Source organism: Marinobacter nitratireducens, from assembly GCF_000708045.1.
Taxonomy (GTDB): Bacteria; Pseudomonadota; Gammaproteobacteria; order Pseudomonadales; family Oleiphilaceae; genus Marinobacter; species Marinobacter nitratireducens.
In genome coordinates, this window is sequence record NZ_ANIE01000003.1 from 904,765 (window position 1) to 927,585 (window position 22,821).

Below are 22,821 nucleotides of genomic sequence, written 5' to 3' on the forward strand. Positions count from 1 at the left end.
CAGAGTTGGACAAGGTCGATCCATAGAGTTCAGGGCATGAAAGAATGCCCTGATTGAAGCACAAAGTGGCACAGCTTTGCTACGACTTCAGTCCTTGCGGCTATGGCGCAGGTTATCGATGATCGATTCGAGTGCTCGGTCAAAGATCAGACCGTCATCCAGCATACCAATTTCGCCCGCCGCCATCGCAGCAGCCAATTCTTCACGCAGGTATTCGGCGACTTTGGCGCCACTCCGATTGACGAAGATGTATTTGCCCGTTGCCTTGATAAAGGCTGCCAGCTTGCAGCGTACACGGGTATCGCCTTTGGCCATCTCCACCCAGGATCCTACCCTCAGACTGTCTGCTCGGCCGAACCATTCGCCTGCGATTTGGTCTGACGCTTCTGCTGCGGAAGGCACGGCCGGCTCTTCAACATCAACAGACCCCTGAGGCACCTCCTCATCAGCTGGCGCTTGCTGCACGTCTTCGGCCACCTCGGACATCTGATCAACGACCACGACATCCGGCTCTGGCTGAGGATCGGCGACGGGTGGCTCTTCACGGGATGGAGCCGTCACCAGCTTCTGGAACACATCAACATGGGCCAGTTCGAGGTCATGGATGGCGGAGTCGGTGGCAAACGGGTCCCAAGAGATATCCTGCAACGCACGACGCAGCTCATCCACGATTGAGGGTATGGCACGCAACAACTCGGTTCGCGTGTCGTCGGTTACCGGCTTCGGATCAACACTCCAGACAAGACGTTCGGTCAGTTTCCGGGCATCATCCCACCGTGCGCTATCCTCGCCCTCGCGAAGAATTACCCACTGCAGGTATTTGCTCCAAGGTTCTCGAAGAAGTTGCAACACGGGCTCAGGAACCGAACGATGTCGGATGGAATCTTCCACCAGGTTCCGGGTGGCCTCACCCGCACGCTCCTGGCGCGCTCGCCCCTCTTCCGCATCCCTCAAACGCTGCTCAACCAACTCACGGCGACGACGATCCAAATCGGTAAAATGGCTGAAATCCTTCAACAGCTCATCAAACAGCTCGACGTTGTCGGTGAACTCGCTCAGCACACGCTCTACCACGGACTCAATTTTTTCACGCAAGGGGTCTTTCTGACCCTCCTTCTTCTCCGTCCAGCCAATGGCTGACAGAGCAAGTTCATTGAGAAGCTTCCGAACAGGGTGCCCGCCACGGTTAAAGAAGTTCCTGTCGCTCAGTGCAACCTTAAGGACCGGAATCTGCAACCGGCCGATGAGAGACTTCATGATCGGGTGAAGTTGACGATCTTCCAGAATGAAATCGAACAGCATGGAGACAAGGTTGATGACATCATTATCAACCTGGCCCACGTTAAACGGATTGTCCGAATCTGCCCTCAGAACGGGTTTGAGGAGATCTCCGAGTGCGATGACACGGCCGGCACCCAAACGACCGGATGCGACTTGGATCTTGCTTAGCCGGGCCATAAGACGGCCGGTATCAAGCTCTACCCCACCAGTTGTAGCGCCTTGGCTTCCGCTTCCCTCATGCTGGTGCAACAGCGCACTCAGCTCGGAAAATGTTGCCTGTGGAATGGTGCGCTCTTCCTGCGGGTTGCCCGCCTCACTCCTGTCGTCTGAGCGCCGGGGATTTGATCCAGAGGCCTGACCTTTCTGGGTCGGTGCCCGCTTCAGGTCCGGCATGACACCTTCACCAACCAGTGTACGGTTTGCCTTTTCGTAAAAGTCGCCAAGAGAGTCCTGGAGCAGACGCTCAAACAGCTTGAAAACAACGAGTTTGGCGCGAATGTCGATATCCAGCTCAGAACATGCTTCGGCCACACCTCCACATATCACTTCCGGACTCAACGGCATCTGGCTGTCGGTCAGTTTAACCTGAGAAATGAGATGATTGATCCGGACTGTCAGCAAACGGGTCTGGTCGGCGAAATGATTGCGCAGCTTATTGATCAGATTGTCGATGGCAACCTGTTGCTCCAGCTGGGAGTGATCGAGAAGGCTGAGCGAGTCCTGGTCAACATCATCAAGCGCGGTTGAACCATACTCCGGGCGGAAGCGGCCAATGTCATTAAAGGCCTGGCTTACGTACTGTAGCACCGATACAACAATCGCCTTCCGCCGCAGACGCAGCTCACGCATGGCATCAAAGAAAGCGGTCTGATCGGTATTCGAGCCAGCCCGATCCGCCAGTTCGAACAGTGCGTCATCGGAGCGGTCGAAAAAATTGGCAAGCATGGACTTTAAAGACTGACCCGATGCGTCACGCAAGCGGATCAGCGAGCTCGGCAACACAAACCGTTGTGACGGTTGTTTGCCAGTAAAACTCACTACATTGTTGTCCTGCGCCATGGAGAGCTGCTCCGGGAGTTGATCCAGTCAATAAAATGGAATTACTTGTATTACATAGTAGGACCTGCACGCGTCACCTTGTGTCAGGATTTGTCACCTTTTGTGTACATCTGACGCAGGTCACAATTTTCGGTTCCTTGTTTCCACGCGATCAAGCGTTTGGCGAATCGGTTCCCGATCTATAAAATCGACACCCTACTTTACCATCCATCCAAATATCACCGGACCCACCAACATGATTCCAGCAGAGCTACTTCGCCAGTCCCGCGTTGAGAACGTTGCCCAGAGCCTCCGGGAGGATGTCGGCGATGGGGACATCACGGCTATGCTGATTCCCGCAGAAAAACAGTCAACGGGCCGTGTGATTACCCGGGAACCGGCGACCATTGCCGGACGGGAATGGGTCGATGAAGTCTTCCGCCAGGTCGATCCACGAGTCACGCTGAGTTGGGCGGTTAACGATGGGGAACGTGCAACCGCGAATCAGGAACTTTTCCGAATGGATGGCCCCGCCAGAAGCCTCCTGACAGCCGAGCGCGCGGCTCTGAACTGGCTTCAGACACTCTCCGGAGTGGCGACCACCTGCTCCGAGTATGCCGAACAAGTCGCACACACCAACGTGCGCCTTCTTGATACTCGCAAAACCCTGCCCGGACTGCGCCTTGCCCTGAAATATGCCGTGACTTGCGGCGGCTGCCACAATCATCGGATCGGGCTCTGGGATGCCTTCCTGATCAAGGAAAACCACATCTCTGCCTGTGGCTCCATTGCCAAGGCCATTGAAGAGGCGCGCAGGATTGCGCCGGGCAAACCCGTCGAGGTGGAAACCGAGAACTTAGAGGAGTTGGATCAGGCATTGAGCGCAGGCGCTGACATCATCATGCTCGATGAGTTCTCTCTGGAGGACATGCGCACCGCCGTGAAAACAACCGCTGGCAAAGCCAGGCTGGAGGCATCCGGCGGCATCAATGCGGATACTCTGGTACCCATTGCGGAAACTGGCGTGGACTACATTTCCATTGGAGCCCTGACCAAAGACGTGAAAGCCATCGACCTGTCCATGAGACTGGACTGACTCATTCTCCAGACAGTAAGCGGTCGATTTCCTCCAGCTCTCGAATCAGATCAGCTCCTGATTCGGGGCGCCCGCGAAAATGCTCCTCAGCCATGGGGGCAATACCCGACACAGCTGGCAGCTGATGCCCGCCTTCAATTAGCACCTTTATCCGTTCAACAAACACGAACTGAAGCCACTGGGTGAACTCCAGTGTATCGATGCAGAAGGGCTGAGTGCTCTGGAGTGCCTCTTCGGGAGGAGGCTCGGACTCCCAGACATCCAGCCGGCGAAGTTCGATCTCGATTCTCAGCAGGCTGTCTGCAACCTCAGCAACCTGCTTTCCCGATGTCGTCATTGATGTCGCTCTCTAATCTGCGAGGGGTTCCAGCTCTACCGCCTCACCGTGCAGGACCCGAAACAGGTCCTCGTACTGCTGGGTCAGCGTGTGTTTCGGAGCCATATGAATCAGCGGCTGCCGAGCCTGATGGGATTCTTTCATCTTAACCGAGCTCGACAGCCTGACAGGCAACACCGGAAGCCCCTCTTCGGTCAACTCCTGGACCAGCTTGCGGGGCAGGCTTGCCCTGGGCTGGAACTGGTTGGCGACAATACCTTCGACAACCAGATCCTCATTGTGATCTTCCTGCAGTTCGCGGATCTCGTTCAGAATGTTGTAGAGGGCCTGACGGGAAAAATCGTCGCAATCAAATGGAATCAGGCACCGCTGCGCCGCAATCAGTGCGGATCGGGTGTAGAAGTTAAGCGCAGGGGCCGTGTCGACATAGATCGCGTCAAACGATTCTCCCAACTTCTTGAGCGCTTCCCGCAACTTGTAGATCTTGTGCTTGGCCTCCAGTTTGCGCTCAAGGAAATCCAGCTCGGGACTGGAAGGCATGACAAACAGGTTATCGAAGGGAGAGGCATGAACAAACTCGTCTGGCCGGCGATTGAACACGGTAAACGCGACCGTTTGCTCCATGAGATCGGCGACCGTGTCCTTGAGTTCACTTGCGGGCTTCCCCAGCAGATAGTGTGTGGAGTTGCCCTGCGGGTCCAGGTCCACCACCAGCGTCCGCTTACCTCTCGCAGCGCTGATGGCCGCAAGGTTACAGGTAATACTGGATTTACCAACACCACCCTTCTGATTGAAAACAACCCGCCTCATGTCATCTCTCCTTGCACGCATTATCGTTTTTATGGCACGCAGCGCGACCTACCAGTCCATCACGGTCTTGACGAACGGAATGGTCAGCCTGCGTTGAGCCTTTAATGAATTCTCATCCAGAGTATCAAGGATTGCCAGCAGGTCTCCAAGACGACGTGGCGCCCTGCGCATGATAAAACTGACAACATCCTCACCCATCACCAGTCCGCGCTGCTCTGCTCGTGCTACCAGAATTCGCGCGCGGTCCTCGTCCCGATAAATGCCTAACTGGAGGGTCAGGCCATGGCTGAGACGGGAGCGTAAATCCGGCAAATGGAACGGTGTCGCTCCAGGCACCTCAGACAGACTGACAATTAAGAGCCCATTCCGGTCATGCACCCGGTTATAGAGGTGAAAAATCGCTTCTTCCCAGGCCGGCTGCCCGACAACCTGATCAAGGTCATCCAGACATACAATGTCCTTTCCATCCAAACCCGCCAAGGCTTCCGGTCCGAAGGGCTGTAACTCTAACAGACTGATACAAACGGCCGATCGGCCCCGCTTCTCGGCATCGTGACAGGCCGCCTGAAGAAGGTGGCTTTTCCCGGTATCGGAATCACCACAGATAGCCACAACAGGAATACCGACAGGCTGATCCAGAATCGCGAGCAGACGCGACGCTACATCCCGGTTCCGGTCTCCCAAAAAATTATCGAAACGAGCATCGTCCCTGAGCTTTACACCCAGGATCATCTGCGAGGTACTCACGACCGCTTGGCCCTCCATGCCCGCATCCCCCAGACCAGAACATAATGGCCTCCACTGACAACTGCTGACACTGCCACCAGAAGAATGCCAACCTCCCTCACCCAGGGCAACATGGGTAGCCCGGCCTGAAGAATGATGATGGCCAAAACCGCCACAATCTGAATAAAGGTATTAAGCTTGCCCGGGATACTGGGCTGCATTTCAAATCGTCCAATACCGTAATGATACGCCAGAGCCCCGCCAACAATCAGCAGATCCCGGCCAAGAACCAGTAAAAAGAGCCACACCGGCAGTACCGACGTGATGGTCAACATGAGGTAGGCAGTAACAAGCAGGGCTTTATCAGCGAGCGGATCGGCAACTGCGCCGAAACGGGATCGCCAATTAAAATGCCTTGCCAGGAACCCATCGAAACCGTCTGTGACCGCAGCTACAAAGAAGATGACCAGCGCAGCCCGATAGTTTCCTGCCAACAGCGCCCCCGCAAAAGGAACGACAAGCACGATCCTCAGAAATGTCAGTGCATTGGGAATCCAGCGCCATGTTTCCAGGCTCAAAAGATTTTCCCCTCCGGCAACGTGTTACTGTCCACTGCCAATGACAGAGGCAGGTTGCCAACGATAATAAAGCACCTGATAGAGGGATTCGAAGGCCTCTTCGGCTTCCTGCTCGTCAACCTCAACGGGCTGATATGTAAACAGTGAGGCCTCACCCGGCTCCATCCTGCCCTGACCATCATCAGCTTCGGTCGCACGCTCATCCCCCGCGGCAGGAAGATCGCCCTGAGCAGGCGGCTCAGCCATTGCCTGAGAATTCGTTTCTGGTGCCGGGGAGTCTCCCTCCAGCGGCACAAACCTTGGATCAAGCGCAATATACTCGCGAAGCTGATCCAATTCACCGGAGAAAGCTACGCGCAGGGTTAACTGATCCCCCTTCACCCTCGCAGCACCAACACTGACGACCGGAGTGAGCCCGCCCAACACATTATTGACGTCACCATAGTCTGCCAGTGAGCTTACGCCACGAACGACAATATCGACCTGCGGGGACTCAGCAATATCGCCGGCAGCGACGGCGTAACGTTCCGCATAAAGGTCGGCCCAACGATTGATAACCGCTTCGGCGAGTGCGCCTGGCGAAGCGGCGGTTACTGCCTCCTCGCCCACATCCATACCCATACCATCAAAAACCCAGCCGGCACGCCATTGACCGCCGCTCCGACTGACCCTCATGACCGCCAGTACATCGTGATCAAGGTCGTCGGACCGGTCCTGGATGCGCCCGATAAACTGACCCCATATATCAGAAAGAAGCTCACGGTTCCCGGAAAGCTGCGATGGCGGGAGACTGATCGGCAACCCCCGATTCCTCGCTGCCGCGCTGAAGGCTGCCTGCCACGAATCGAACGGTTCGCTGGCGTTGTCGTCAGCAGCGGTCACGAGTGTGCGGGCACCACGATCCTCAACGGCGACCCAAGCCAATGTCAAAGGACGGTTTGCCCCCCACACAGGTGCATCAACAGAGGCCAGAGCCCGATTGACACCAACCGCCCCAAATCCCATGCGCAAACGATTGCCACCCTCTTCGTCGCGAAGAAACTGATAGGACAACAGCAACGACTCGGCATTCTCAAGCAAGGCAGGCACCCCCTCACGCTCCAACACGCTCCGAGAGCCGGACACCCGAACAAAGACCCGGGCAAGACCATCCGCATAACCATCTTTAAGCTCGCTCTCGGACGAACCGGCCACCGGCACTTCAACCGAATACAATCCGGAAACGGTGACGGCAGATACCGGTGATCCAATCATCACCAACATGAGCCCAAGTACACCGAGCCATGCGAATCGAGTGGATCTGCACATCGACTTTGGTCCTGCTACTGACATGAAATACCCTGCTATTGGCGTTAATGGCGCATAGGATACACCATGCCCCAAGACGTGAGTAGCGATGAGGATTTCAGAAAAGCAATCTGTTAAAATCCGCCGCCTGACCCACTGTCCAACGGTTAAGTACATAATGAGCGAACAGAAGCCCTCCCTGACCTACCGCGACGCAGGCGTTGATATCGACGCAGGCAACGATCTCGTCAACCGCATCAAGGATACTGCCGCGCGCACCCGTCGCCCGGAAGTTCTGGGCGGACTCGGCGGTTTTGGCGCCATGGTTTCCATCCCGGCAGGCTATAAAGAGCCGGTACTGGTTTCCGGTACTGACGGCGTGGGCACCAAGCTCCGGCTGGCAATGCAGTTGGACAAGCATGACAGTATTGGTATTGATCTGGTCGCGATGTGCGTCAACGACCTGGTGGTTGGCGGCGCCGAGCCCCTGTTCTTCCTCGATTACTATGCCACCGGCAAGCTGAACGTGGATGTAGCTGCGCAGGTAGTTGCCGGCATCGGTGAAGGCTGCGAACAAGCCGGCTGCGCATTGGTCGGTGGTGAGACCGCGGAAATGCCTGGCATGTACGAGGGTGACGACTACGATCTTGCCGGTTTCTGTGTCGGCGTTGCAGAGCGCAGCGAGATCATCGACGGCAGTCGGGTTCAACCGGGCGACGCCCTGATTGCGCTGGGCTCCTCGGGCCCCCACTCCAATGGCTACTCCCTGATCCGAAAGATCATTGAGGTCAGCGACGCCGACCTGAACACCGCGATGGGTGACACCACCCTGGCAGATGCACTGATGGCTCCTACCCGCATTTACGTCAAGAACCTGCTGAAGCTGATCAAGGAAGTTGACGTTCGCGCGCTGTCTCACATTACCGGTGGCGGACTACCGGAAAACATCCCCAGGGTTCTGCCGAAAGGCACTGTTGCGGCCATCGACACTGCCAGCTGGACGCTGCCCCCGGTGTTCCAGTGGCTACAGCAAGAAGGTGGCGTGGCCATCGAAGAGATGTACCGTACTTTCAACTGCGGCATTGGCATGATTGTTTGCGTGCCGGATGCCCAAAAAGAACTTGCACTGGATACCCTCAAGGCACTGGGTGAACACGCCTGGCAAGTCGGCGTGATGGAAGCCGCCGAAAACGCTGACGGCGACGCAAGTGTGCGCTACGCGCCGGAGCTGCTTTCCGCATGAAGGCAGACCAGACTCCAGCCCCAAAGATCCTGGTACTGGCATCAGGCAGCGGCACCAACCTTCAGGCGCTGATTGATGCCAGCCGTGAGCGGGATTTTCCGGGCGAAATCGTTGCCGTAGGCTGCAACAAACCCAAAGCCTTTGCGCTTGAACGTGCCGCACAGGCCAACATCGAAACCTTCGTTGTGGATCACACCAAATACGATTCCCGCGAGGCTTTTGACGGGGCGCTGATGGCCGAAATCCGCCGCCATAATCCGGACCTGATTGTGCTGGCAGGGTTTATGCGAATCCTGACTACGGATTTCGTTCGTGCGTTGCGGGGCCAGATGCTGAATATCCACCCGTCATTGCTACCCAAGTATACCGGCCTGAACACGCATCAGCGGGCACTGGAAGCCGGTGACGACACCCATGGCGTCTCAGTCCATTTCGTGACCGAAGAATTGGATGGCGGTCCGGTTATCGCCCAGGCCGAAGTCAAGGTTCTGGAGGACGACACGCCGGAAAGCCTCGCCGCCAGGGTCCAGGAAAAGGAGCACCTGCTCTACCCCATTGTCGTTCGCTGGTTCTGCGAAGGCCGCGTCCAGCTTGGCAGCGACTACGTGCTTTTCGACGGTGAGCTGCTCAAGTCACCCATGAGACTTCCGGACAGCGAGTAAGCGCCTGAACGGATTGTCATACTGTGGCGTGATGTAAGCAGCTAGACTGTCGTCATACAAGACGGCTTTGGATGCAAGCACATGACCAGAATCCGACGACTCATACTCTCCGTACTCCGCGCCACGGCTCTGCCGCTGGCGCTGTTCTCGGGGACCGCACTGGCAACGAACAACCTGCCCCCCGTCCAACCGGGCCTTCAACCCTTCGAAGCCAGCTATTCCGCCACGATGGACAAGGGCATCTCCCTCAACGGCAGCGCCAAACGGACACTGACATCCAAGGGCAATGGCATCTGGCTCTATCGGACAGACGTCGACTCCTTTATCGCCGACATCGACGAGTCCATCATCCTGAAATGGGAGAATGATCGCGTCGTACCGCTGCGTTATCGATACCGGCTTTCCGGCTTTCTGATCAAGGATCGGGAGGAATCTATCGACTTTGACTGGAGTTCCGGCAAGGCGACCGGGCGCTACAAGGGCAAGGCGTTCACCCTTGATCTTGAACCCGGCACCCTCGACCCGCTGGGCTTTCAGTTGCAGCTCCATCAAGACATCAAAGCCGGCAAGCGGGATGTGACTTACCGGATTATCGACGGCGACAACTATGACACCGACCGGTTTGCCGTGATCGACAAGGAACCCCTTGAGAACAATGGCCAGACCCATACAACGCTCAAGGCCGAAAAAGTCCGGGAGGAAAATGCCAAACGCCAGACCCTGATGTGGTTCGCACCGGATGAAGGGTTCATGCTAATGCGACTGCTGCAAGTGGAACCTGATGGCAGCCACTATGAGCTCCGCCTGAAAGAGGCAGAGCTCGGCGGTTAAACCGAGCGATCTGCTTCAGCCCACACCGCCTTTACCTCGTCTGCGATAATGCGCAGCCCTTCTGCCACGCGATCATCATCCTGGGAATAGGTTACCCGGAGGCATTCGTGGCGATGCCTCCAGCCATCTTCGGGTAGCCCGGGGAAGAAGTAATGACCGGAAACCACCAGAACACCGCGCTGCTTCAGGCGCTGGTATAGCTCCAGACTGGAAACCGGCAAACCCGGAAACCAGAGCCACAGAAACATGGCACCCTCCGGTTTGTGAATATACCAGCGGCAGCTGTCCTCACCCATGGCATCCCGGAAGGTCGTGACGGCTCGCTCCATCTTGGCCTTATAGAACGGGCAGACCACGTCGCGACTCAGGGACAGGATTTCCCCGGACCGAACCAGTGGCTCCGCCAGCATTGCGCCGAAACTGCCGGTTGCCAGGTTCAGAATGGCATTGATTCCGGACAATGCCTTGATAATGGGCTCTGCTGCAATGACGATACCCGTCCGCGCCGCAGGAAGTCCCAGCTTGGACAGACTGAGACACAATATAATCTGCTCATTCCAGGTGGGCTCCGCATCCACGAAAAGCAGACTGGGAAACGGCGTGCCATAGGCCCCGTCAACGATCAGAGGAATATCGTGATCCCGGGCGAGCGCCTCAAGGCGGGCAAGCTCTTCATCGGTAATCACATTTCCGGTCGGATTGGTCGGCCTTGATACGCAGATCGCTCCGGTTTCACCGGTCACTTCAACGGCATCAAAGTCAATGCGATACTTGAACTCGTGAGCATCGGTGAACGAGATGTCCGGCTGCACCGCCCGGAACAGGTCAGGCTCGACACCGGCGTCGGCATAGCCAATATATTCCGGAGCAAGCGGCAGCAGGATGTGCTTATTATTGCCGTCCTCGTACCGTCCGCCAAACATGTTAAACAGCATGAAAAAAGCAGCCTGACTGCCGTTGGTCAGGGCGATATTCTCAGGCTTTAGCCCCCAGCCGTATTCCCGGTTGAGCAAGTCAGCAAGGGAAGCAATAAACTGCTTTTCCCCCTGCGGAGGATCATAGATCCCCACGAGGCGGCGCATATCCTCTTCGTTATCGCTGATTCCGGCCAGTATTTCCTGCACCCGCGCCTGGATCTCGGGAATGTGCCCCGGGTTCCCGCCTCCCATCATGATCATGTCATCACCGGATGCCATTGCATTGCCCAGATCATCCATCAGGGACGTGATTCCGGCATCGGCGGTGAACTTTCGACCAAAGGCTGACAGCTTCATAAAATCATCCAATCAATGATGAAACATCGGGTTTACAACAAGGATTCTTTCACCAAGTGTAGCGCGGACAGCTGCCGCTCTGCTCAGCTGTCCAACGAAATACCCAGATTGCTGACGCCGCCGTTGGCAGCATCTTCAATCAGCTCGGCAATATAAACTTCGGTAGGAGCTCGCTGACGCTTCAGGGAAAGGACCAGGTCACGCTGAAACATCTTGTCTTCTTTCATCAGGGGATGCTGATCCAGCAGCCGAACCAGCTCGTCCTCACTCAGCTCTTCGCCTTCGGACAACTCGATGAAATTCATGACAGTGGATGTCGCCAGTTGGGCGGCTTCCGTAGCCCGGTGTTTGGCCGGGTTCAAGCGATTCAGCAAGGCCTGCTCAAGCAGCTGGCAGAAATCAAATGCAGGGTACACGCCATAGGCGTCGTATTCATCAACGTTCGGAGCAAGGCTCTCGAGCTTGGCGAGTAGCTGTGGAATCGCCGCCTCCTGAACCTCTTTCTGCAGCATGTCCCAGGCCAGATCGAGTAGCTGGCGCATTTTAGCACCGCTTTTTAGCCCCATGGTCTCTGCAAACAGGGCGTAGTTCGGGAAGGAGCGCTCGGCGAGCGAGAGCAGGAAGGCACACTCGCGCCATCCCTGCAACTGCGATACGGCTTTGAAGAACTGGTTGGCGTTCATGTCCTGGGCAGAGTGACGCCGGTTTGGCCGAGGTATTTTCCGCCCCGGTCCTTATAGCTGGTCTCACAGACTTCATCTGACTCAAAGAACAGCATTTGCGCCACGCCTTCGTTGGCATAGATTTTTGCCGGCAAGTTCGTGGTGTTTGAGAACTCCAGGGTTACCTGTCCTTCCCACTCTGGCTCCAGTGGTGTGACGTTGACGATGATGCCACAGCGCGCGTAGGTGGACTTGCCGAGGCAGATGGTCAACACGCTACGGGGAATGCGGAAGTATTCCACGGTCCGGGCCAGTGCAAAGGAGTTCGGCGGGATGACGCAGACGTCGCCGGTGTAGTTGACGAAGCTGTTGTCGTCAAAATTCTTCGGGTCGACGGTGGCGCTGTGGACGTTGGTGAAAATTTTAAACTCGTTGCTGCAGCGGACGTCGTAGCCGTAGCTGGAGGTGCCGTAGGAGATGACTCGGCCCTTTTCGGATTCACGTACCTGTCCGTGCTCGAACGGCTCGATCATGCCGTGCTGTTCGGACATCCGGCGGATCCACTTGTCGGATTTGATGCTCATTTGGGAGGTCTCGGTTCCACTGGGAAAATTGGGGCGTAGTTTAACCGTTACCGGGTTGTCTGTCGAAGCCCTCTGGCTTTGGGGGCTGCGGTTACAGGGCCGTTCTTCCAAAAACCGCTACGAGCACATCCATGTGGACTTGTCTCCGGCCATCCATGGCCTACGACATTTTTGGAAGAGCGGCCCTGCAACCGCGATCAGACAACTGTCGGTGGACCGCCGCCAATCAATGGTTTTAGCCAATCACCTCAGTGTTCGGTGACAGAAACACTGGAGATGGAACCCGTCAGGTTCCTCTCCCTGGTCGACAGTTCCGCGCCCACGCGGCGGGCAATGTCCCGATAGCGGCGGGCTACCTCGGAATCCGGCTCAGCGACGACTGACGGCAAACCACTATCGGTCTGTTCCCGGATGGTCATGTGCAGGGGAAGCTGGCCGAGCAGTGTGGTGTCGTATTCCTCGGCAATGCGTTCACCGCCGCCATGACCAAACAGGGGTTCTTCGTGGCCGCAGTTGCTGCAGATGTGGACACTCATGTTTTCGACGACACCGAGTACCGGAATGTCGACTTTGCGGAACATTTCGATGCCCTTTTTGCCATCCAGCAGGGCGATGTCCTGCGGGGTGGTAACAATCACGGCGCCAGTGACAGGAACTTTTTGGGCCAGGGTAAGCTGGATGTCGCCGGTTCCCGGGGGCATGTCGATGATCAGGTAGTCGAGTTCATCCCACAGAGTCTGTTGCAGCAGCTGCATAACTGCGCCGCTGACCATTGGGCCGCGCCAGACCATCGGGGTCTTGTCGGTGACGACGAAGGCCATGGAATTGGCCTGCAAGCCGTGGGCTTCCATAGGGACGAAGTATTTGTTTTCCCGAGTGTCCGGGCGTTTGCCCTCGGGTACGCCGAGCATCATGCCGATGCTGGGGCCGTAGATGTCGGCGTCCAGAATACCGACTCGGGCGCCTTCGGCTTTTAGCGCCAGCGCCAGGTTGACGGCAGTCGTGGATTTGCCGACTCCGCCCTTGCCGGATGCGACGGCGATGATGTTCTTGACGCCGGCAACGGAGGGGATGTCTTTCTGGGTCTGGTAGGCGTGAATTTTCTGCCCCACGTGCACGTCCGCGTCTTCCACACCATCCACGTTTTCAAGTGCATTGGCGACGATCTGCTTGAGCCCTCCGGCAATGCCTTTGGACGGATACGGCAGTTCGACCATCAGGGTGACTTTACCGTTCTCGTCGGCGGTCAAGTTCTTGACGGCGCCAAGTTCATACAGGTCCTTTTCAAGGTAAGGGTCGCGGTATTCGCGGACGGCTGTTTCCAGGGCCTGCTGGGAAATCTGGGTCATCGGGTTCTCCGGAATAAGCTCATAAGCACAGAAACGGGTGTTTCAGGTGAAAATTAATGGCTTGGAAGGTATCATCTGTGCCCGTTTCTGACCATATGGGGTCTTTGTCTGGAGCAATCAATGCCGGTTGCGCACCTGAACCCCGTTTTTGTCTTTCCAACCCTTATCAACAGAAGGTTCGGACATCACCATGACGCAAGCTAGCAAGCCACAGCGCGATATTCTGGTTACCAGCGCCCTGCCCTATGCCAACGGGCCGATCCACCTGGGTCACCTGCTGGAGTACATTCAGACGGACATCTGGGTGCGCTACCAGAACATGCGTGGCCACAACTGCTATTACGTTTGCGCTGACGATGCCCACGGCACGGCCATCATGCTCCGCGCCGAGCGCGAGGGCATCACGCCTGAGCAACTGATTGATCGTATCAGCCAGGAACACCAGGAGGATTTCGCCGGCTTCCACATCCGGTTCGATAATTACTACTCCACCCATTCGGAGGAGAACCAGTACTTCTCGGAGTACATCTACCGCCAGTTGCAGGAAAACGGTCACATCGCAACCCGGAAGATCACTCAGTTTTTCGATCCGGAAAAAGAGATGTTCCTGGCAGACCGTTTCATCAAGGGCACCTGCCCCAAGTGCAAAACCGAGGACCAGTACGGCGACAACTGTGAGGCCTGCGGTGCCACCTACACACCGGCAGAGCTGATCAACCCGCGTTCGGCAGTGTCCGGTGCCACACCGGTTGAGAAGGAATCTGAACACTATTTCTTCAAACTTCCGGATTTCCAGGATTTTCTCGCCAACTGGACGCGAAGCGGCACGCTTCAGCCGCAGGTTGCCAACAAACTGGCCGAGTGGCTGGATGCCGGCCTGCAAGAATGGGATATCAGCCGTGATGCGCCCTATTTTGGTTTCGAGATTCCGGACGCCCCGGGCAAATACTTCTATGTCTGGCTGGATGCCCCGATCGGCTACCTGGCCAGCTTCAAGAACCTGTGCAACCGCGAGAACATCGATTTCGAGTATTTCTGGAAGGCGGATTCCGACGCCGAGGTTTACCACTTCATTGGCAAGGACATCATCAACTTCCACGCGCTGTTCTGGCCATCCATGCTTCATGATGCCGGGTTCCGCACGCCAACGGCCGTCTGGGCTCACGGCTTTGTGACGGTGAACGGCAAGAAGATGTCCAAGTCCCGCGGTACCTTTATCATGGCGCGGACCTATCTGGATCACCTCAATCCGGAATATCTGCGGTACTACTTCGCGGCCAAGCTTACAGGCAGCGTCGATGACATGGACCTCAACCTTGAAGACTTTGCCGCCCGAGTGAATTCTGACCTGGTTGGCAAGGTAGTGAACATCGCCAGCCGCAGTGCCGGCTTCATCACCAAGCGCTTTGACGGGCAGCTGGGCAAAGTTACCGAATCCGAGAAGCTACGCGAGTTTATCGAGGCCGGCCAACAGATCGAGGAATTCTACGAGGCACGGGAATTCGGTCGCGCCATGCGTCGGATCATGGAACTGGCGGATATCGCCAACCAGTATGTGAATGATGAACAGCCCTGGGTTATTGCCAAGCAGGACGGTCAGGAAGACAACCTGCAGGCGATCTGTACCAACGCCATCAACATGTTCCGGCTGTTGATGACATACCTGGCACCGGTACTTCCGAAAACCGCGGAAGCCGCCCAATCGTTCCTCAACGCGCAGCTGAACTGGAATGATCGCGCCGAGCTGCTTGAAAATCACGGCATTGACAAGTTCAAGCCCCTGATGAACCGGGTCGACATGAAACAGATCGACAAGATGCTGGATGCCTCCAAGGAAGAGCTTCCCGCAGCGACCGCACAGCCGGAGCCGGCAGCCAATCTCGAGCCCATTGCCGATGAGATAGAATTTGGCGACTTTGCGAAAGTGGATCTCCGGGTCGTAAAGATCGTCAATGCAGAACACGTGGAAGGGGCTGACAAGCTACTTCGCCTGACTCTTGACGTGGGACATGGCGAACGCAACGTATTCGCTGGTATCAAGTCAGCCTACAAACCGGAAGATCTCGTTGGCCGTATGACCGTGATGGTTGCCAACCTGAAGCCAAGAAAGATGAAATTCGGTATGTCTGAAGGCATGGTCCTGGCGGCTGGCCCGGGCGGCAAGGATATCTTCATCCTCTCTCCCGATTCAGGCGCCACCCCGGGCATGCGGGTAATGTAAGACCAGGCAGGAATGAAGAGTACGCAACGATGACAGAGTATTTACTGATACTGGTCAGCACCATACTGGTGAACAACTTCGTGTTGGTACAGTTCCTCGGCCTGTGCCCGTTCATGGGGGTTTCCGGCAAGCTGGAGACCGCCATGGGCATGTCTCTGGCCACTACCTTTGTACTGACCCTGTCATCGGTATGCAGCTATCTTGCCTATACCTACCTGCTGGCTCCACTGGACCTCGCGTTCCTCAAAACCATCACCTTCATTCTGGTGATTGCCGTGGTGGTTCAGTTCACCGAAATGGTGGTCAGGAAAACCAGCCCCCTCCTGTATCGGGTTCTGGGTATTTTTCTGCCCCTGATCACCACCAATTGCGCGGTTCTTGGTGTCGCGCTTCTCAACCTGAACAAAAACAACAACTTCGTTGAATCGGTTTTGTATGGATTCGGCGCAGCGGCCGGCTTTTCCCTGGTGCTGGTTCTGTTTGCGGCGATGCGTGAACGGATCGCCGTGGCGGATGTACCGGTCGCCTTTCGTGGCGCTGCCATCGGCATGGTGACGGCCGGCTTGATGGCCCTGGCGTTCCTCGGCTTTACCGGCCTCGTCAGCGTTTAACGGAGACACGTTGTTATGTGGACAGGCATATTAATCGCCGTACTGGTGCTTCTTGCGCTCTCCCTGGCTTTTGGCGGGCTGCTCGGTTTCGCCGCTGAACGCTTCAAGGTCGAGGGCAATCCGCTGGTGGATCAAATCGATTCCCTCTTGCCACAGACCCAATGCGGCCAATGCGGCTTCCCGGGCTGCCGCCCTTACGCCGAGTCCATCGCGGATGGCGATGCGATCAACAAATGTCCTCCCGGCGGGGAATCCACTATCAAGGCACTGGCGGACCTACTTGATGTTGAGCCCCAACCGCTGGACGCTGAGCACGGCGTTGAACAGGAAAAGCGGGTTGCCGTCATCCGGGAGGACGAGTGCATCGGCTGCACCAAGTGCATTCAGGCATGCCCGGTAGACGCGATCCTCGGCGCCGCCAAGCACATGCATACGGTGATTGAGAGTGAATGCACCGGTTGTGATCTCTGCGTGGAGCCCTGTCCCGTTGACTGCATTGATATGATCACGATCGAACCGGATATCCGTACCTGGACCTGGACGCCTCCGTCCAGTGGCATTATCGCAACAGACCGGCAGGGGGTAAGCGCCTGATGTCACAGCTCTGGGATTTTTCCGGCGGCATTCACCCACCCGAAAACAAGCGCCAGTCCACCGCAGGCCCGATTCGGCCGGCGGCGCTGCCCGAACGCCTGGTATTGCCCCTGCAACAGCACATTGGGGTCCCCGCCGAACCGTTGGTTCATGTTGGCGACAGGGTACTCAAGGGCCAGAAAATCGCCGATGTTACGGGCGGTCTCGGGGTTCCGGTTCATGCTCCGACATCGGGTATTGTTGAACAGATCGCTCTGCGGCCCGTGCCCCACCCGTCCGGCATGGAAGACTGGTGCATCGTTCTGAAACCGGACGGAGAGGATCAATGGCTGCCTCTCGAGCCGGTTCGAGACTACAAAAAGCTGGAACGGGACCAGGTACTGGAACTCATCCGGGAAGCCGGTGTGTCTGGCATGGGTGGCGCCGGTTTCCCAACCAACGTGAAACTTCGTCCGCCCAGAGACCGGAAGGTTCAGACCCTTATTCTCAATGGTGCGGAGTGCGAGCCGTACATTACTGCCGATGACATGACGATGCGGGAACGCGCGGACGAAGTGATTGCCGGGCTGAAAGTCATGTCCTGGATCCTTCGTCCGGAACGGTGCGTGATCGGTATTGAGGACAACAAGCCCGAAGCTATCCAGGCCATGGGCAAGGCGATCAAAGGCACACAGATCGAACTGGCGGTCATCCCGACGAAATACCCCTCCGGCGGAGAAAAGCAGCTCATCCAGATTCTGACCGGCATGGAAGTCCCTAGTGGAGGGATACCAGCAGATATCGGGGTAATGTGCCAGAACGTCGGCACGGCGGTCGCCGTCTCACGGGCAGTGTTTGAAGGCAAACCTCTGATCTCTCGTATCGTGACCATGACCGGAGAGGGCGTCAGTGACCCTGGGAACTTTGAGGCACTGCTCGGAACGCCGGTTCAGAGCTTGCTGACACAAGCGGGATTCGATGCCGATCGGACAAACCGCCTGGTTTCCGGCGGCCCGATGATGGGCTTCACCCTGAATTCGCTTGAGGTACCGATTACCAAGACCAGCAACTGTGTGATCGCCGCCAGCGAGCGGGAATTACCCACGCCGGCGCCGGAGCAGCCCTGTATTCGTTGCGGCCAGTGTGCGGATGCCTGCCCGATGGAACTCCTGCCACAGCAACTGTTCTGGTACTCCAAGGCGGGCGAGTTCGATAAAGCAGAACACCTGAATCTATTCGACTGCATCGAATGTGGCGCCTGCTCCTATGTTTGCCCCAGCTCAATCCCTCTGGTTCAGTACTATCGCCACGCAAAGGGAGAGATTCGGGTTCAGCGTGCGGAGCAACTAAAAGCAGACCGGGCTCGGGAGCGCTTCGAAGCCCGCCAGGCGCGCCTTGAAAGGGAGCAGGAAGAGAAAGAGCTCCGTCGCAAGGAGCGTGCGAAGGCGGCTGCAGAAGCACAGGCTCGTAAAAAGGCAGAAGCCGAACAGGCCGAGGCTGACGGTACAGCCACTGATGAGCGTGCTGCCAAGGCCGCTCTGGTCGAGCAGGCTTTGGCACGAAAGAAAGCGAAGGCCGAGCAAGGCCCTGCGACAGACAGTGACAGCCAACCGGCACCCGAGCCTCCCAGGCCGGACCTGGAAGCCCTGGAAAAACAGCTGACCCAGGCCCGCTCCAAACTGGAAACCATGCAAGGCATGCTGGAAGAGGCCAAAGCTCAGCAGGCGGACAACGTCGACAAGCTGGAACGCGCAGTGGCAAAGAATCATGACCGGGTCAAAAGGGCGGAAGAGGCCCTGACAGAAGCTCGCCAGTTGTTGGCGAATGCGACCGAATCACAGTCAACCGAATAACCGAGTTCAGGCCGAATCGACATGGCGTTTGTTCAACAGTCTTCCCCTCATGCCCGAAATGCCCGCCCGACCTCACGGGTCATGCTTTGGGTGATTATCGCAGCCCTGCCGGGACTGATCGCCCAGACCATTTTTTTCGGCTGGGGTAATCTGATCAATGTCATCTGGTGCATAGCCGTGGCGCTTGCTTCAGAGGCCATTATCCTCAAGCTCAGAAAGAAGCCCGTTCGTTTCTTTCTGAAAGATAATACCGCGGCTGTCACAGGGCTTTTGCTGGGACTGTCCCTGCCTCAATTCGCACCCTGGTGGGTGTCAGCAATTGCCGTGATCTCCGCCATTGTTATCGCCAAACAACTCTATGGCGGCTTGGGCTCCAACCCCTTCAACCCGGCCATGGTTGGCTATGCCCTGGTGCTTATATCTTTTCCGGTCGCCATGACCACCAACTGGGCCGAACCCACCCTGCTCTGGCAGGGCGCGCCCGGGCTTGGAGAAACCCTGAGTTCCATCGCCTCCGGACATCAGACAGCCGTTGATGGCTGGACGATGGCGACGCCATTGGATGAATACAAGCACAAGATTGCGACCCACACCGCTGACGAAGTGTTGTCTCACCCAACCTTCGGCGATGCAGTAGCTCGTGGGTGGGAATGGGTAAACGGCGCATTCCTGGCTGGAGGCCTGCTGTTGGTCGGCCTGCGAATCATCAGCTGGCATATCCCGGCGGGCTTCCTGGCAGGCCTTGCCGTGATGAGCCTGGCCTTCGGCAGCAATGCCGACCAATACGCTCCGCTTTCATTGCATTTGCTGGCCGGTGGAACCATGTTGGGCGCTTTTTTCATCGCGACAGATCCGGTATCGGCCGCTACCAGCCACCAGGGCAAACTGATCTACGGTGCCGGAATTGGCGTTCTGATCTATCTGATCCGCACCTGGGGGAACTACCCGGACGCTGTTGCTTTCAGCGTCCTGCTGATGAACTTTGCGGTGCCATTCATCGACCATTTCACGCCACCACGCACCTACGGCCATCACAAGGCCCGTCGCGGCGTGCCAGGCAAGAGTCAGGGGTAATTCATGGCAGCACTTGCTCAGTCCATCCGTCGAAGTGCCATTGGCCTTGGTCTATTTGCCGTCATTACCGGGGGCACCATTGCGGTAACGCAAGCCTTTACCGCCCAACGCATTCAGGAACAGGCAGCTCGCGCTGAAGCCAAGGCCTTATTTGAGATTATTCCTGAAAGCACGCATGACAACGACATGCTGCATGACACCGTTGAGCTGCCCGCCAGCGAACACCTGGCTCAGGATGGCCCGTTGACGGTATGGGTTGCCCGCAAAGACGGCTCTCCCACCGGCATGATCATGCCCGTCATCGCGCCGGACGGATATTCCGGAAACATTCGTCTGCTCGTGGGTGTCAACCTGCAAGGTACGGTTCTGGGTGTCAGAGTCACTAGCCACAAGGAAACCCCAGGGCTTGGCGACCGTATAGAAACCCGCAAATCCGACTGGATCCAGAGCTTCGAAGGGCGCTCGCTGGGCAAACCGCCCCACAGCGAATGGAACGTCAAAAAGAACGGCGGCATGTTTGACCAGTTCACCGGTGCAACGATCACACCACGGGCCGTTGTCAAAGCGGTACAGAAGGCATTGATCTACTTCCGGAAGAACCATCGGGTGATTCTGGAGCGCCTGGGCGCGCCTGCAGGGCCGGGAAAACACAAGCTAAAACCGGACGCAATTGCTGGTGAAACCAACACGTTGGAGCATTCCTGATTATGGCAGACAAGACTCCTGGAGAAATCATCAAGGACGGGCTCTGGAATAATAACCCCGCTCTGGTTCAGGTTCTGGGGTTATGCCCGCTACTGGCGGTTACCAGTACCGTTGTCAACGCTATCGGCCTTGGTCTCGCAACGCTACTGGTGCTTATGGGCTCCAACCTCGCCGTCTCCCTGATTCGCAACTTTGTGGGTGAATCGGTCCGGTTGCCCGCGTTCGTGATGATCATCGCCTCTTTTGTTACCTGCGCTGAACTCCTGATGCAGGCCTTCACCTATGAGCTTTACCAGATCCTCGGCATCTTCATCCCGCTGATTGTTACCAACTGTGCCATCCTGGGCAGGGCCGATGCCTTCGCCTCCCGCAATGCGCCCGGACGGGCCCTGCTGGACGGTGCCATGATGGGGCTTGGGTTCCTGGCGGTATTGATCGTCCTGGGCGGCATGCGCGAACTGATCGGTCAGGGCACCCTGTTCGTGGATATGAATCTTCTGTTGGGCCCCATGGCTGCAGACTGGGTCGTACGCCCCTTCGAAGCCTATCCGAACATGCTGTTCATGATGCTGCCCCCTGGTGCGTTTATGGGCCTTGGGCTGCTGATCGCCCTCAAGAACAGCATCGACAGCAAGCTCGAAGCCCGGCGGAGAGTCGCAACACCCGCGCCGGCATCCTCCGGCAGTAAGCGTGTACGGGTCACTGGTAACGTATCCTGATTATGAATAAAGAAAAACGCACAGAGATTTTCACGCGGCTGCGGGACGCCAATCCCAACCCGACAACCGAGCTGAATTACTCGTCACCGTTCGAACTGCTGATTGCCGTTATTCTCTCAGCACAAGCGACAGACGTCGGCGTCAACAAGGCTACAGACAAGCTGTTTCCCGTCGCTAACACCCCCGAAGCCATATTTGCCCTGGGTGTCGATGGCCTCAAGGAATACATCAAGACGATTGGCCTGTTTAACAGCAAGGCCGAAAACGTCATCAAAACCTGCCGGATACTGATCGACCAACACGGCAGCCAGGTGCCAGAGAAGCGCGAGGAACTGGAAGCATTGCCGGGCGTGGGCCGGAAGACCGCCAACGTGGTGTTGAATACCGCTTTTGGCCACATGGCCATGGCCGTCGACACGCATATTTTCCGGGTATCCAACCGCACCGGGATTGCGCCCGGAAAGAATGTCCTGGAAGTGGAGAAACGACTGATGCGCCTGGTGCCCAGGGAGTTTCTGCTGGACGCTCACCATTGGCTGATTCTTCACGGCCGCTACACGTGCACCGCCCGAAAGCCAAAATGTGGCGCCTGCATTATTGAGGATCTTTGCGAATTCAAGCAGAAGCGGGAATACCTGTAAGCCGTTCTTCCTCCGCACAGGCATCAACAAAAAAGCCGGCGTCGAAGCCGGCTTTTTCAGTCTGCAGGGGATCGCTGACTCAGCGCTGACCCAACATCTTCTCTTTCAGATCTTCCTGGGCAGGCTCATCGGACAACCAGATGCCGAAGAGCGCCTTTTTGAAGGCCAAGTCGCCAACGGTGTCTTTCAGCTCACCGTTTTTCAGAACCTTGACGCCCTCTGCCGGTAAATAGACCAGATCGAACACATCGCCCTCTTTGATCTCTTCTGCAAAAACCGCCATGAACTGGTCAACATCGCTCTGTATCGGAGCCAGGTTGCCATTGGTGGATGCCTCAAAGCCTTCCAGTGTGGCTTCGGTCATCCGGTCACTGGTGATCATGCCGGAGATAATATGCAAGGTGATCGCCTGGGGTTCATCCGCATTAATAACCGCTTCACCATCATCAACATTTTCCGGTACGTAGAGCCCTCCCACGTACAGGTCCATAAACCATTTGGAACGGGTGCCGGCACCGTTCAGTTTGAGCTCGGTATCCATGGCGGAATAGGTATCCGGAACATCAACACCTTCAACAGTCAAAGCTGTCGCCGGAGCCGAGAGCGCTGCCGCCATAACCAATGAAGCAAAACCGGTTGTAAGAGCCTTCATCATAGTCCTTCCTT

General features: G+C 56.8%; 23 protein-coding genes. 12 read left to right on the forward strand and 11 right to left on the reverse strand.

Translation table 11 applies throughout. The features are described 5' to 3' along the window. Positions 1-87: 87 nt before the first annotated feature. The gene (locus D777_RS06015) at positions 88-2,340 is read right to left on the reverse strand and encodes a DUF1631 domain-containing protein (protein ID WP_036129490.1); all 2,253 of its coding nucleotides are present in this window, start codon (positions 2,338-2,340) and stop codon (positions 88-90) included. Positions 2,341-2,575: 235 nt separating this feature from the next. On the opposite strand from D777_RS06015, the gene nadC reads away from it, so the two are divergent. Further along, positions 2,576-3,415, forward strand: a complete 840-nt coding sequence (nadC, locus tag D777_RS06020) for a carboxylating nicotinate-nucleotide diphosphorylase (protein ID WP_036129491.1) — start codon at positions 2,576-2,578, stop codon at positions 3,413-3,415. Between the two features lies 1 nt (position 3,416). Here nadC and D777_RS06025 read toward each other — a convergent pair whose 3' ends face one another. From D777_RS06025 to D777_RS06045, 5 genes are read right to left on the reverse strand one after another with little or no spacing between them, the layout of a single operon-like run. After that, positions 3,417-3,752, reverse strand: coding sequence for a YqcC family protein (locus D777_RS06025; protein ID WP_036129492.1), 336 nt, complete (start codon positions 3,750-3,752; stop codon positions 3,417-3,419). 12 nt (positions 3,753-3,764) lie between these two features. Continuing rightward, positions 3,765-4,562 carry a ParA family protein gene (locus tag D777_RS06030; protein WP_036129493.1) on the reverse strand — a complete coding sequence of 266 codons (798 nt, stop codon included), beginning with the start codon at positions 4,560-4,562 and terminating at the stop codon, positions 3,765-3,767. Between the two features lie 48 nt (positions 4,563-4,610). After that, positions 4,611-5,327 carry a DnaA regulatory inactivator Hda gene (hda, locus tag D777_RS06035; protein ID WP_036129494.1) on the reverse strand — a complete coding sequence of 239 codons (717 nt, stop codon included), beginning with the start codon at positions 5,325-5,327 and terminating at the stop codon, positions 4,611-4,613. Then, complete coding sequence (locus D777_RS06040; RefSeq protein ID WP_036129495.1) at positions 5,306-5,866, reverse strand: CDP-alcohol phosphatidyltransferase family protein; 561 nt, start codon at positions 5,864-5,866, stop codon at positions 5,306-5,308. Before D777_RS06040 ends, hda begins: the two co-directional genes overlap by 22 nt. Positions 5,867-5,890: 24 nt before the next feature. Further along, entirely contained in the window at positions 5,891-7,174 is a 1,284-nt protein-coding gene (locus D777_RS06045; RefSeq protein WP_036129496.1) for a DUF2066 domain-containing protein, read from the reverse strand. 157 nt (positions 7,175-7,331) lie between these two features. Between D777_RS06045 and purM the strand changes: the two genes are divergently transcribed. From purM to D777_RS06060, 3 genes are all read left to right on the forward strand, one after another. Further along, positions 7,332-8,396, forward strand: coding sequence for a phosphoribosylformylglycinamidine cyclo-ligase (purM, locus tag D777_RS06050; RefSeq protein ID WP_036129497.1), 1,065 nt, complete (start codon positions 7,332-7,334; stop codon positions 8,394-8,396). After that, positions 8,393-9,058, forward strand: a complete 666-nt coding sequence (purN, locus tag D777_RS06055) for a phosphoribosylglycinamide formyltransferase (RefSeq protein ID WP_036129498.1) — start codon at positions 8,393-8,395, stop codon at positions 9,056-9,058. Before purM ends, purN begins: the two co-directional genes overlap by 4 nt. 81 nt (positions 9,059-9,139) lie before the next feature. Next, a complete protein-coding gene (locus D777_RS06060) occupies positions 9,140-9,889 on the forward strand; it encodes a DUF3108 domain-containing protein (protein WP_051668957.1) in 750 nt (249 codons plus the stop codon). Here the strand turns inward: D777_RS06060 and D777_RS06065 are convergent. The 4 genes from D777_RS06065 to apbC all read right to left on the reverse strand — a co-directional run bounded on the left by D777_RS06065 (position 9,886) and on the right by apbC (position 13,758). Continuing rightward, positions 9,886-11,163: a valine--pyruvate transaminase gene (locus D777_RS06065; protein ID WP_036129499.1), complete on the reverse strand. Its 1,278-nt coding sequence runs from the start codon at positions 11,161-11,163 to the stop codon at positions 9,886-9,888. The two genes, D777_RS06060 and D777_RS06065, sit on opposite strands and share 4 nt — an antisense overlap. An 83-nt stretch (positions 11,164-11,246) precedes the next feature. Beyond that, complete coding sequence (locus D777_RS06070; protein ID WP_036129500.1) at positions 11,247-11,846, reverse strand: YjaG family protein; 600 nt, start codon at positions 11,844-11,846, stop codon at positions 11,247-11,249. Next, positions 11,843-12,409 carry a dCTP deaminase gene (gene dcd / locus D777_RS06075; protein ID WP_036129501.1) on the reverse strand — a complete coding sequence of 189 codons (567 nt, stop codon included), beginning with the start codon at positions 12,407-12,409 and terminating at the stop codon, positions 11,843-11,845. Before dcd ends, D777_RS06070 begins: the two co-directional genes overlap by 4 nt. A 248-nt stretch (positions 12,410-12,657) precedes the next feature. Further along, complete coding sequence (apbC, locus tag D777_RS06080) at positions 12,658-13,758, reverse strand: iron-sulfur cluster carrier protein ApbC (protein ID WP_036129502.1); 1,101 nt, start codon at positions 13,756-13,758, stop codon at positions 12,658-12,660. A 190-nt stretch (positions 13,759-13,948) separates the two neighbouring features. Between apbC and metG the strand changes: the two genes are divergently transcribed. Genes metG through nth form a run of 8 tightly spaced genes read left to right on the forward strand, consistent with a single transcriptional unit; the run spans position 13,949 to position 22,155 of the window. Next, positions 13,949-15,979 carry a methionine--tRNA ligase gene (gene metG, locus D777_RS06085; RefSeq protein ID WP_036129503.1) on the forward strand — a complete coding sequence of 677 codons (2,031 nt, stop codon included), beginning with the start codon at positions 13,949-13,951 and terminating at the stop codon, positions 15,977-15,979. Positions 15,980-16,008: 29 nt separating this feature from the next. Beyond that, a complete protein-coding gene (gene rsxA / locus D777_RS06090; RefSeq protein WP_036129504.1) occupies positions 16,009-16,590 on the forward strand; it encodes an electron transport complex subunit RsxA in 582 nt (193 codons plus the stop codon). A 15-nt stretch (positions 16,591-16,605) separates the two neighbouring features. Further along, the gene (gene rsxB, locus D777_RS06095; RefSeq protein ID WP_036129505.1) at positions 16,606-17,184 is read left to right on the forward strand and encodes an electron transport complex subunit RsxB; all 579 of its coding nucleotides are present in this window, start codon (positions 16,606-16,608) and stop codon (positions 17,182-17,184) included. Further along, the gene (gene rsxC, locus D777_RS06100) at positions 17,184-19,016 is read left to right on the forward strand and encodes an electron transport complex subunit RsxC (protein ID WP_036129506.1); all 1,833 of its coding nucleotides are present in this window, start codon (positions 17,184-17,186) and stop codon (positions 19,014-19,016) included. Before rsxB ends, rsxC begins: the two co-directional genes overlap by 1 nt. 21 nt (positions 19,017-19,037) lie before the next feature. After that, complete coding sequence (rsxD, locus tag D777_RS06105; RefSeq protein WP_036129507.1) at positions 19,038-20,090, forward strand: electron transport complex subunit RsxD; 1,053 nt, start codon at positions 19,038-19,040, stop codon at positions 20,088-20,090. Positions 20,091-20,093: 3 nt separating this feature from the next. Next, a complete protein-coding gene (gene rsxG, locus D777_RS06110; RefSeq protein ID WP_036129508.1) occupies positions 20,094-20,795 on the forward strand; it encodes an electron transport complex subunit RsxG in 702 nt (233 codons plus the stop codon). Between the two features lie 2 nt (positions 20,796-20,797). Continuing rightward, complete coding sequence (locus D777_RS06115; protein ID WP_036129509.1) at positions 20,798-21,514, forward strand: electron transport complex subunit E; 717 nt, start codon at positions 20,798-20,800, stop codon at positions 21,512-21,514. A gap of 2 nt (positions 21,515-21,516) precedes the next feature. Then, positions 21,517-22,155 carry an endonuclease III gene (nth, locus tag D777_RS06120; RefSeq protein WP_036129510.1) on the forward strand — a complete coding sequence of 213 codons (639 nt, stop codon included), beginning with the start codon at positions 21,517-21,519 and terminating at the stop codon, positions 22,153-22,155. Between the two features lie 79 nt (positions 22,156-22,234). Here nth and D777_RS06125 read toward each other — a convergent pair whose 3' ends face one another. Beyond that, complete coding sequence (locus D777_RS06125) at positions 22,235-22,810, reverse strand: chalcone isomerase family protein (protein WP_036129511.1); 576 nt, start codon at positions 22,808-22,810, stop codon at positions 22,235-22,237. Positions 22,811-22,821: the final 11 nt, after the last annotated feature.